The organism is Kribbella qitaiheensis (assembly GCF_014217565.1).
Classification (GTDB): domain Bacteria; phylum Actinomycetota; class Actinomycetes; order Propionibacteriales; family Kribbellaceae; genus Kribbella; species Kribbella qitaiheensis_A.
On record NZ_CP043661.1, the window covers coordinates 4,881,707 to 4,893,153 of the forward strand.

Below are 11,447 nucleotides of genomic sequence, written 5' to 3' on the forward strand. Positions count from 1 at the left end.
TCGGTGCGGGCCCGGGGCAGGGACAATCGGCGGGTGATCCTGATCGAGTTCACGCCTGACGACCTCACCCGGGTGGTGTTCCCGCCGGAACCAGAGCCGCTCTGGGAGACGGCGCTGGCCGCGCGGGCCCTCGGCGACCGGGCCATTCCGCCGGTGGCGCGGCGGTGGCGGCGCCAGGCCGTGCCGCTGATCCGGCCGTCGATGCGGCCGCTGTTCAAGCTGATCGCGCCGGCGGGTCAGTTCCCGGACTTCCTCACGCCCGAGGTTCCGTCGCCGGGTCTGGATGCGGCCATCGAGGTACTGATGGACGCGCCGGTCGACCTGATCCAGGACGAGCTCGGTCCTTGGCTTGCGGCTGAAACCGATCAGTTCATGCAGGGACTTCTGGCCGGCAAGGCGGGATCACGCCGCGCGCTCGGCAACGCCGTACGGGTCTTTCATCAGGAGGTCCTCGGTCCGGTGGCCGCCGAACTGGAACGCCAGTACGCCGCCGACCTCGCGATCCGGGCCCGCTCCCTGCTGCACGGTGGCATCGAGCGGATGCTTGCGGGGCTACACCCAGACATCATCTGGACGAGCCCGAATCTGATCGCGTGCGCGCTCGACAGCAAGCGCCACTACGAGGCGCACCTGAACGGCCGCGGTCTCATGCTCTACCCGTCATCCCTCACCGCCGAGTGCCTGGTCCTCGACATGCCCGGCCGCCGCCCGGTCCTCGTCTACCCCTGTGCCGAACTCCCGCTCCCCGACACCGACGACACCGCGGACGCCCTCGCCGACCTACTCGGCCGCACCAGAGCTTCCGTACTCCGTGCGCTCACCGCCTCAGCAAGCACCACCCAACTAGCCCGCCGCACCGGCATCTCCCTCGCCTCCGCCAGCGAACACGCCCGCGCCCTCCGCAACGCCGGCCTGATCACCACCCACCGCACAGCCGGCACCGCCCACCACTCCCTAACCCCCACCGCCCACCACCTCCTAACCACCCCAACCCCCCACCTGGCCCGTCTACCCAGGTAACCCGGGCACGCAGGGGCAGATCGATCCGCCCCTGGAAACGAGCGACAGCTCGCTGATCCGGCCGGTCGAGCCGAGACGGCGCATCTCCCGTGCAGCGCGCCGCCGCGTACACGCCCGCGTACGCCGTAGGAGAAGCCAACATCTTCCGCTGCCTGCAAAGTGGTGACTAGTCGGCCACCTGAATTCATCCCCGGTGTCAATCTGCCAGGTGTTGAGGCAGGGTACTGGGTGGATCGAGGTTGATCCGGATGGCTGGGGCACGGTGCCCACACCACTGCGCTCCTGGGAGGTTCCGATGACGATTCGGCCCGATGACCCACGCGACCCGCACGCCACAAGTCAGGCCAAGACGGTGGCCTCACCGTCCGGAGATGCTCACCCTGCGGTTCCCGTGTCACAGCCACTATCGCAGTCTTGTTCCGGCAGCGAGCGGGTCGTGACAATCCGCGCGCGCACGCTGCTCGCGGGGCTGGGAATCCTACTCGGCGTAGGTGCCGCACTCTGGCTGGTCCTTCGCGCCGAGAAGGGACTCACGATCATCGCGATCGCCCTGTTCTTGGCGCTCGCGCTCAATCCGGCCGTCGAGTTCTTTCAGCGCCACGGGCTTCGCCGAGGGTTCGCGGTCGCTACGGTCTATGTTCTCGCGGTGATGATCTTTGCGCTGCTGGCCTTGGTGTTCATCCCGCCGTTGGTCACGCAGATGACGCACTTCGTCAGCGCGGTGCCCGGACTCGTCGACGAGTTGACCAGGGGGCGCGGACCGCTGGGTTTCCTCGAGCGCAAATACCACGTGGTCGAAGAGGTACAGAAGGCAGCGTCGAAGCAGGGTGCCAGCGGGGTGACCGGTGCTGCTGCACCAGTGCTCGGGATCGCCAAGGGCGTAGCCACCACGATCAGCGGGATGCTCATCATCGCCTTCTTGACGCTTTTCATGTTGTTCGAGGGCCCGGAATGGCGCCGCCGTATCACCGGTCTGATCCCAGAGCCTCACCGAGCGCGCTCCGAGCGCATCGGAGCAGGCGTCTACAAGTCGGTGAGCGGGTTCGTGACCGGTAATCTTCTGGCGAGCTTTCTCGCCGGAGTCGTTGCGACCGTCATCCTGCTGATCGTCGGAGTGCCCTACGCCTTGGCCCTGGGACTGTTTACGGCGATCATCGAGTTCATCCCGTACGTCGGGCCGGTCGTGGTGACCGTGCTGCTCGGCTTGGTCGCACTCACCGTAGGCCCCGTGTCGGCCCTGGTGGTCTTCGTTCTCATGGTCGTCTATCACTTGGTCGAGGGTCACACATTACGTCCGCTGATCTATGGGCACGCGTTGAAGCTCTCTCCCCTCGCGGTATTGATCGCGATCATCCTCGGCGCCGAGGTCGCCGGGATCCTCGGAGTGCTGGTGGCTATCCCCATCGCCGGTTCAGTCCAGGTCATTGTCAGCGAGGTACTTGACCGACGGAACCGCGGCCGGTCCTCGGGTCCGGACGCCAAATCGGGGACCGCGCCCGTCACGAGCTGATGCGCCAGACCGCGAGCCTCCACCCCAACCCCCACCTGGTCCGGCTACCCAGGTAACCCGGGCATGTAGGGGCAGATCGAACTGCCCCTCGAAACGAGCGACAGTTCGCCGATCCGGCCGGTACAGTTGGTGATGCCTGGGACAAGAGTCCTTCGGAAGTGAACCCGGCAGCTCACCGGACGGTGGACGAGCCGGGTCTTGCGCATTCAGACCTCCTTCAGTTGGCAAAATGCCGCAACCGCCTGCCGCCAATGGCCCCCGCGCATCCAACTCCACGCGATCGCATCTGGGACCCACAGCAACGGGTCTGCCTTGGGCGCGAGCAGATCAAAGCGGAAAGTGTCGAAGCAGCCGGACCGTTCGCGTGCCTCGTGCAGCGCTCGTCGATCGTGCGAGAGGCTCGCCTCGTCTCGCTCGACTACGAGTCGTTCGGCAACAGGCGCCGTGTCGCGCACGATGGCTTGCAGACAAAGCTTCCGATCGCTCAGCGTTGATTGATCTCGTCGGTAGAGGTCGACAACCGGCTGGAAGCCTCTGATCACGTCGATGATCTGCTTCCGCCGAGCAGACCGCGGGCTTTGGTTTCGTCGACGAAGACGTGGATTGGCATTGCGTGGATCCCCCAGGCGGACGGACTGCAAAAGTCGACCGTTGCATGGGGGAGGCCTTGTTTTGTTGGGGATTTGACGGGAAGGCCGGGGCAGATCAGGAACGGCGGTCGCGGGAGGGGTCGGACCTCCGGCGGCCGCCGTTCTTTTAGGGGGTTGTCAGTTGCGGGTGATGGTGAAGGTGGTGGTGGTGTTGCGGATGTCGGTGGCGTTGTTGGTGAGGGTCAGGTTGTTGAAGGTGACGCTGCCTACGGCGGGGCCCTGGCCTGGTTCGGGGAGTTCGTTGGCCCAGATGCCGAAGCCGGACTTGGCGTCGAAGGCGTCGCCGCTCTTGCGGGCTCCCGAGATGGTGACGTTGGTCAGGATCGTGTCGGCGATCGGGAACTGCGGTTGGGAGCCGACGTAACTGGTCTGGAACATGATCCCGGAGTACGTCGGATCGACGATGTCCACGTCGCTGAGCCGGATGCCCTGGAAGATCTTCGAGGCCGAGAAGATCCAGATCCCCGGGAACGTCTGGCTACCCCAGAAGTGCCCGCCGGATCGCACCACCGAGATGTTCTGGAACAGCGTCGGCGGAGTGGCGCCGAAGCCGTTCATCTGGATGCCGAAGTCGAGCGAGCTGATCGTGATCCCCGAGTACGTCAGCATGTCCGCGACGTACAGGTTGCGGAAGATGTTGTTGGTGCCGCCGTAGACCGCGAAGCCGGCCGCCCGCCAGGTCAGCGTCGCCGAGAGGTTCTCGAAGACGTTGTCCCGTACTTCGCCGCCACCGTTGTCGACGGCGTTGAAGAGAGCGAACGAGTCGTCACCCGTCGACCGGGCGTCGTTGTTGCTCACGGTGTTGCCCGCCGACCCGTTCGTCATGTTGATGCCGTCGGCGAACGTGTCGCGGATCCGCGAGTTCTTGATCGTGGAGTTGTCGGTGTTCGCACCCCAGTACATGCAGATCATGTGCTCGACCCAGACGTTGTCGATCGTCATGTTCGAGGTGCCCGCGAAGTTGAACACCTTGCCCGGACCGTCGATCCGCGAGGTGTAGTTGCCGAAGTACGAGAACCCGCTGAACGTCGAACCGTTGGCGGTCGACTGGGAGTCGATCCCGACATCGGTGTTGTCCTGCGTCGTCGGCGCGTGGAACTTGGTGTACCAGGGCCCGGCCCCGACTACTACCTTGATCGGCTTGCCGTAGACGTTGAACTTGCCCGATGTCTGGTAGTCACCGGCCGGCAGGTAGACACCCGTCAGCGTGGTGTCCTGGCGGACCTTGTCGAGCGCGTTCTGCACGTCCTGCTGGGAGAATCCGGCCGGTACCGCGTAGCCGGCGCCCGGGTTGGCGATCGGCGCGACCTGCTCGGTGTCGACGAAGTCGATCGAGTAGTTGGTCGAGTTCGCCGGGTCCTTCTGCAGCTTGATCTTCGTGCCGGCCGGGAAGCTCGAGTCGAGCATGATGCTCGCCTCGTCGTAGATGTGGCGTGGTCCCGCGCCGGGTGAGTTGCCCGGGCCCGCCTCCGCGCCGTACAGCCAGCTGTACTTCGAGGTGAGCGGCAGCGCCTTGTGGAAGGTGCCGTTGACGTAGACGTTGATGGTGGAGTCGATCCCGCCACCGCCGGACGAGTCCGGGATGGAGAAGCGGGTGACGAGCGTGTTGGTGCTCGCCCGGGTGGTGAACTCGACGAACGAACCGTTCGAGTTCAGCGTGACCGCCTTCCGGCCGGAGGCCTCACCGGCAAGGTCGCCGATGGTCCGGTTCGGGCCGATCACGGTCGCGCCGCCGCCGACGGAGGCGTCCTCGGCTTCGAGGTGGTCGTACGGCATGTTCGCGCCGCGACCCACGAACAACGGCTTCTCGCTGGTGTTGTTCGTGCGCTTCACCGGCAACTCGTTCGCGTCGTCGGCGAGGACCACACGGACGGAGTACCGGCCGTTGGCGGCAGGCCAGGTGCCGAGGCTGACCGCCGGAGCGGTGTCGCCGGCAGCGATCGCACCGGAGTACGAGCCGGTCAGAGTCCGTACTACGGTGCTTCCGCTCAGCAGCGTGAGCGTGATTCCGTGCGCACCGGCCGCCGAGGCGATGCTGCCCTGGTTCTTGATGGCGACGGAGAACGTCACGGTGTTGCCGGCCGCCGGGTTGCCCGGGGTCCAGCTGACCGAGGAGGCGATCAGGTCCGAGCTCGCGACCGGGGTGACCACGAGCGGCGTACCGCTGGTGCCGGTGTTGTTGGAATCGTTCTGCTCGACGACCGAGTTCGCTTCGTCGACCTTCGCGCTGACCGGATAGCTGCCCGCGTCACGGGATCCGATCGACGCTGTGACGGTGGTGGAGGCGCCGGCGGCCAGGGTCGGGACGGCTGCGGTGCCGACCTTGGTGGTGCCGAGGTAGAAGTTCACGTCGGACGCCGGCGAGGCCGCAGTACCGGTGTTGTTCACCGTGGCTCGGAGCGTGATGGTGTCGGTCTCGACCGGCGAGGCCGGGGTCCAGGAGACGCCCGAGACGGTCAGGTCCGGGTTCGGGGCGGGTACGCCCATCACCTGGAGTTCGGCCACCTGGCCGGCCGGTGCGCCAGTATTGGCGGTGAAGTTCAGCCGTACGTCGGCCACTCGCGCGCTGACCGGGATCGTGACGGTGTTCCCGCTGGAGGGGCTGAAGGTGTACGACGCGCTGGAGACCAGGTTGGTGAAGCCGGTCGCGCTCTGCTCGCGGCCGAGCACCTGGAACGTCTGGGTGCGGTTGCCCCAGGACGAATCGGGGTTCAGCCGGATCACGATCGAGCTGAGGTCCGCGTTGGCGCCGAGCTGGGTGGTCAGCGTGGCCGGGTTGGCGTTGCCCTCCCAGTAGGTCTGCACATTGTCGTCGTTCGCGTTGGTCGCTACGAAGGTGAAGACCGAGCCGGACGCGGTGATCGGCTTGCCGAGCGCGAGGTTGGTGCCGGGGCCGCCGCTGCCGGGCCGGGTGACCGTGTTGCTGTTCGGCGATTGGTTGCCGACAGCATCTTTTGCCCGGACGAAGTAACCGACCGGGGTACTGGCCGGCTGGGTGTCGGTGTAGGTGAGCACGTTGCCGGCGACGGTGGTGCGGAGCGCGCCGTTGGCGTACACCTCGTACCCGGTGACGCCGACGTTGTCCGTCGCGGCGGTCCAGCTGAGCCGGATCTGGCCGGCGGCGGGCTCGGTGAAGGCCAGGCTGCCCGGGGCGGTAGGAGCCTGGGTGTCACCGGTCGCCGGGCCGTAGACCTCGAGCTCGGACAGCTGACCTGCGGGCCAGCCGGTGTTGGCGGTGATCAGGATCCGGATGTACCTCGTGGTGGAGGCGCCGTAGTCGATGGTCGCGGTGTTGTTCGGGGTGTTGAACGCGCGCGACGCGGAGGCGGACAAGTCGTTGAAGTTCTGTCCGTCGGTGCTGCCCTGGACCGCCAGGGTCTGGTTGCGCGAATCCCAGCCCGAGGTCGGCAGCTTCAGCACGACCTGGTTGGTGCTCACCGCGGAGCCGAGGTCGACCTGGACCCACTGCGGGAAGGCGTTGTTGGCGCTCTCCCAGTAGGTGGACCGGTTGCCGTCGACGACGTTGGCGGCGCCGTAGTTCTGGGTGCTGCTGCTCGAACCGGTGGCCTTGCCGGCCGCCAGGTTGGGGCCGGCCAGAGCCGCGGGCCGAGGCGGTGGTTCCGGGCAAGCCGGCCGCGGAGATCATCGGGCCGGCTGACAGCGCCAGACTGCCGGCGAGTAGCGCGGCCAACAGCCGCCACTTCTGGGGTTTGGTTCTCATGGCATCCGGGGCCTCTCCTGATGGGCGGGGTGGTGAGGGCGCAACGAACTACAGCTGCCAAGGAATTGCACGAATACTCCGAAAGTTGCTTAGAGTTTGTCAAGTTCTTGCGCAGCGCTGGCTCATTGTTACGGCAGTGCTACGGAAGCGTCAACGGTTCGCCGCCAAAGTGGCCGCCGGGGGCATGCGAAAGGCCCGGCGCTCGTGCGCCGGGCCCTGGTTCGAACAGGCCGGGTCAGCGAGAGGTGTCTGAGGTGAGCCAGCGAGTTGGGCGGAAGGTGAAGAGGGTGACGATGTTCTCCGGGTCGCCGAGCTCGGTCTGGACGTAGCCCTGGGCGTGCTCCTCGGGCATGTACCGGCGGGCGATCGTGAGCATCTGCTCGGTCGTGGGCTTGCCGACCTCGACCAGCTCCGCCTCGACGGTCACGTACGCCGGGGGCATCTGCTCTCGTTGCACTACGAGCGTCACCACGCCGGCCGCCTTGATCAGCTCGATCCGCTTCGGCGCCCGGCGCTGCGTGCCGGTGAACATCGTGATCTCGCCACCTGGCTCGTAGGCGTAGAACGTCGGCACGCTCGTCGGCGGCCGCCCTGGCCCGCCGGCCACGCTCAGGATGCCCACGTGGGTGTCGGCCAGGAACTCTTCGCGTTGTTGCTCGGTCATCTTCGCCATGCACTAAGCTTCATAAAAACAAGTAAGATCTGTCAAGTGGAGTAGAATGAAGTGTCTGTCGAGGAGGAAAGACCGCAAATATGACGACGAAGACCTACGGCCAGTACTGCGGGGTCGCCCGCGCACTCGAACTCGTCGGGGAACGCTGGGCGCTGCTGATCATCCGCGACCTGCTCGTCGGCCCGAAGCGCTACACCGACCTGCGGGCCGGCCTGCCGAAGATCCCCACCAACGTGCTCGCCACCCGCCTGAAGGAACTCGAGCGGGCCGGCATCGTCGTACGCCGGATCCAGCCGCGCCCGTCCGGCGCGATCGTCTACGAGCTGACGGAGTACGGCGCCGACCTCGACGAGGTCGTGCTCGCGATGGGCCGCTGGGGCGCCCGCTCGCTCGGTGAGCTGCGACCCGACGAGATCATCACCCCCGACATCCTGGTGATGGCGTTGCGCTCGACCTTCCAGCCCGGCAACCGGAAGGCGAAGTACGAGCTGCGCTTCGGTGAGATCGTGGTGCACGCAGTGGTCGACGGCGATTCGCTCGAGGTGGCCCCCGGACCGTTACCGAAGGCAGATCTCGTAGTCGAGGCCTTCGCGCCGCTGAGCCCACTACTGTCCGGCGAACTGGACGCCAAGCAGGCGCTGGCCAACGGGATCGTCCGCACCGACGGCTCCATCGCCGCCCTCACCCGCTTCGCCACCCACTTCCACATCGCCCCCCACCCCGCCCCCGAACGCTGACGTCCGAAGAAGTGGAGGAGACGTCCCCCCCGCTTCTTCGGACGTAAGCCACTGACAACCGCAACGTCCGAAGAGCCGAGGGGCAGGACCCTCACCTCTTCGGACGTAAGCACCCGGGTCCACCGGATGACGGGCAACGTCCGAAGAGCCGAGGGTCCCACCCCTCACCTCTTCGGACGTTAGCGACTGCGTCAGTGCTTGGGGGCACCCTCTGCGCCGGCGCCGGTGAGTGCGCGGACGGAGAGTTCGTTGTACCGGTTCTCGCTGGACTTGTCCCGGCCGACGTAGGTACCGATCACGCCGAGGATGAAGCCGAGCGGGATCGAGACGATGCCCGGGTTCGACAGCGGGAACCAGGCGAAGTCCGAACCGGTGATCATCGACGTCGGCTTGCCCGACACGACCGGCGAGAAGACCACCAGCACGACGGCGGAGATCAGTCCGCCGTAGATGCTCCAGACCGCGCCGGAGGTGTTGAACTTCTTCCAGAACAGGTTGAACAGCAACGCCGGCAGGTTCGCCGACGCCGCCACCGCGAAGGCCAGCGCGACCAGGAACGCGATGTTCAGCTTCTGCGCCGGGATCGCCAGCCCGATCGCGACCGCGCCGATCCCGATCGCCGCGAACCGGGCCACCCGGATCTCGTTCTTCTCGGTGACCTTGCCTTTGGCCGAATCCTCTGAGCGCAGCACATTCACATAGAGGTCGTGGGCGAACGACGACGCCGAGGTCAGTGTCAGTCCGGCGACCACCGCGAGGATGGTGGCAAAGGCAACGGCCGCGATCAGTGCGAGCAGGATCGCACCTCCGAGCGAGTCCGCTCCACCACCGACCACTTCGGCCAGCAGTACGGAGGCCGTGTTGCCCTTCGAGGCCGCTACCGCGCTGCCCTTGCCGGTGTCCAGCAATGCGGCAGCGCCGAAGCCGAGCGCCAGCGTCATCAGGTAGAAGGTGCCGATCAGCCCGATCGCCCACTGCACCGAACGCCGCGCGGAGCGGGAATCCGGCACGGTGTAGAAGCGAATCAAGATGTGCGGCAGACCCGCAGTACCGAGGACCAGGGCAAGACCCAGAGACAGGAAGTCGATCTGGCCGGTCAGGTCCTTGCCGTAGAGCAGACCCGGTTGCAGGAACGCCTCGCCCTTACCGGACTTGGCAGCCGCGGCACCGAGCAGCTCGGACGGGTTGAAGTGGAACTTCAGCAGCACCAGGAAGGTGATCACCAGCGTGCCGGTCATCAGCAGGACCGCCTTGACGATCTGCACCCAGGTGGTGCCCCGCATGCCGCCGATCGTCACGTAGACGATCATCAGCGCGCCGACCAGGATGATGACGCCGGCTTTCAGTCCTTCGCTCTTGACACCGAGCAGCAGGCCGACGAGCGATCCCGCACCGACCATCTGGGCCAGCAGGTAGAAGATCGAGACGACGATCGTCGAGCTCGCCGCGGCGGTCCGGACCGGCCGCTGCTTCATCCGGAAGGCCAGCTGGTCGGCCATCGTGAACCGGCCGGAGTTCCGCAGCAGTTCGGCGACCAGCAGCAGCGCCACCAGCCAGGCGACCAGGAAGCCGATCGAGTAGAGGAAGCCGTCGTATCCGTAAAGCGCGATCTGACCGGAGATGCCGAGGAAGGACGCCGCCGACATGTAGTCGCCGGCCACCGCAAGACCGTTCTGCGCGCCGCTGAACGAGCGGCCACCGGCGTAGTAGTCCGCCGTGGTCTTGTTCTGCCGGGACGCCCACCAGGTGATGTACAGCGTCACGGCGACGACCGCGGTGAACAGCGAGATCGTCAGCACCTGGTTGCCGGGCTCGGCGTCGGCGAGGGGGAGTATCAGTGCGTTCATCGACGGCGCTCCCTCTTGTACTTGGCGTTCAGTCCGGCTGCCAGCGGGTCGAGCTTGCGGTTCGCGAACCGGCCGTAGACGGCGGCGATCACGAAGGTCGAGACGAACTGCAGCAGGCCGAAGATCAGCGCCACATTGATGTGCCCGACCACCCGGTGACTCATGAAGCCACGAGCCCAGTTGTTGCAGGCCACGTATGCCAGGTACCAGGCCATGAACGCGATCGTCCACGGCACGACGAAGTTCTTGTACCGGCGTTTCAGCTCGGTGAAGTCACTCGCCTCGTGCACCGCTTCATAGGCCCGAGCCTGTCGCTCGTGGCCCGCTTCCTCTTCCACCATCTGCACCCCTCCACTGGGAACGCGATCGGGGTCACGTTAGCGGTTGGTTGCGCGTTTGTGACCGAATGCGACGGCAACATTTCGGCCGCAAAAAATTGACAGCCCGGCTCAGAGTGGCGGAGCGACCGGGGCGTCGAGGGTGCGCTGGTAGTTGGCGAGGTCGCTCGGGCGGGTCCGGTAGCAGCTGGTCAGGTACGGCATCCGGAGCGGTTCGGGCGGCCGGGCGGTGCTCTCGTAGATGGCGTCGACCTGCTCCAGGACGGAGTCGCGCCGCGATTCGGTCAGTACCGACACCCGCGAATGCGACTGGGCCAATTGCCGCAGGCCCGTTCGGTCCAGGTCGTGCCAGTGCCGGAACCGGCCCGTCTCCACCATCGCGAACAGGTCCGACTGGAGCAGGATCGGCATCGGGTCGAACTGGTCCCCGCCGGCCAGACGGTCCTCACCAACGAAGGCGTCACCGACCATCGCCTTGTGCATCCGGCGGACCCACGGGACGACCGTGTCGTAGTTGTTCCAGAGCAGACCGAGTACGCCGTGCGGTCGCAGTACGCGGGCGATCTCGGGCAGCGCCCGGGCGTGCTCGAACCAGTGGAAGGCCTGGCCGACGATCACCGCGTCCACCGAGGCGTGCGCCAGCGGGATGGACTCGGCGGCACCGACCATCGTGTCCACGCCGGGGATCCGGCGGCAGACCGACAGCATCTCCTCGGACGGATCGACCGCCACCACGTCGTGCCCGAGCGCGGCGGCGACCGCGGCCAGTTTGCCGGTCCCCGCCCCGAGATCGAGGATCTGGAGCCGGCCGGGGCCGAGGATCCAGGTCAGCGCCTCGGCAGGAAACGTCGGCCGGCCCGCGTCGTACGCGGCCGCGACGGCACCGAACGAGTGCGCGCGAGTTGGATCATCGCCTGTCATCACGCTAAATCATGCCGTAGGCACGCCCCG

The 11,447-nt window shown here is 66.5% G+C and carries 9 protein-coding genes; 3 read left to right on the plus strand and 6 right to left on the minus strand.

Annotated elements, in window-relative coordinates; all coding sequences use genetic code 11:
- Window positions 1–33: 33 nt before the first annotated feature.
- Both F1D05_RS23175 and F1D05_RS23180 read left to right on the plus strand, forming a co-directional pair.
- The gene (locus F1D05_RS23175) at window positions 34–1,020 is read left to right on the plus strand and encodes a winged helix-turn-helix domain-containing protein (RefSeq protein WP_185442374.1); all 987 of its coding nucleotides are present in this window, start codon (window positions 34–36) and stop codon (window positions 1,018–1,020) included.
- Between the two features lie 436 nt (window positions 1,021–1,456).
- Window positions 1,457–2,530: an AI-2E family transporter gene (locus F1D05_RS23180; RefSeq protein WP_185442376.1), complete on the plus strand. Its 1,074-nt coding sequence runs from the start codon at window positions 1,457–1,459 to the stop codon at window positions 2,528–2,530.
- A 206-nt stretch (window positions 2,531–2,736) separates the two neighbouring features.
- On the opposite strand, the gene F1D05_RS23185 is transcribed toward F1D05_RS23180, so the two are convergent.
- From F1D05_RS23185 to F1D05_RS23195, 3 genes are all read right to left on the minus strand, one after another.
- On the minus strand, window positions 2,737–3,072 hold the full coding sequence (locus tag F1D05_RS23185; protein WP_185442378.1) for a hypothetical protein: 336 nt from the start codon (window positions 3,070–3,072) through the stop codon (window positions 2,737–2,739).
- Window positions 3,073–3,297: 225 nt separating this feature from the next.
- On the minus strand, window positions 3,298–6,777 hold the full coding sequence (locus F1D05_RS23190; protein ID WP_185449342.1) for a discoidin domain-containing protein: 3,480 nt from the start codon (window positions 6,775–6,777) through the stop codon (window positions 3,298–3,300).
- Window positions 6,778–7,136: 359 nt separating this feature from the next.
- Window positions 7,137–7,574, minus strand: coding sequence for a pyridoxamine 5-phosphate oxidase (locus F1D05_RS23195; RefSeq protein WP_185442380.1), 438 nt, complete (start codon window positions 7,572–7,574; stop codon window positions 7,137–7,139).
- 80 nt (window positions 7,575–7,654) lie between these two features.
- Between F1D05_RS23195 and F1D05_RS23200 the strand changes: the two genes are divergently transcribed.
- Complete coding sequence (locus F1D05_RS23200) at window positions 7,655–8,311, plus strand: winged helix-turn-helix transcriptional regulator (RefSeq protein WP_185442381.1); 657 nt, start codon at window positions 7,655–7,657, stop codon at window positions 8,309–8,311.
- A gap of 191 nt (window positions 8,312–8,502) precedes the next feature.
- Here F1D05_RS23200 and F1D05_RS23205 read toward each other — a convergent pair whose 3' ends face one another.
- The 3 genes from F1D05_RS23205 to F1D05_RS23215 all read right to left on the minus strand — a co-directional run bounded on the left by F1D05_RS23205 (window position 8,503) and on the right by F1D05_RS23215 (window position 11,417).
- Entirely contained in the window at window positions 8,503–10,158 is a 1,656-nt protein-coding gene (locus tag F1D05_RS23205; RefSeq protein WP_185442383.1) for a solute symporter family protein, read from the minus strand.
- Entirely contained in the window at window positions 10,155–10,499 is a 345-nt protein-coding gene (locus tag F1D05_RS23210) for a DUF485 domain-containing protein (protein WP_343066507.1), read from the minus strand. The genes F1D05_RS23205 and F1D05_RS23210 overlap by 4 nt, the downstream gene beginning before the upstream one ends.
- Window positions 10,500–10,607: 108 nt before the next feature.
- Window positions 10,608–11,417 carry a class I SAM-dependent methyltransferase gene (locus F1D05_RS23215; protein ID WP_185442385.1) on the minus strand — a complete coding sequence of 270 codons (810 nt, stop codon included), beginning with the start codon at window positions 11,415–11,417 and terminating at the stop codon, window positions 10,608–10,610.
- Window positions 11,418–11,447: the final 30 nt, after the last annotated feature.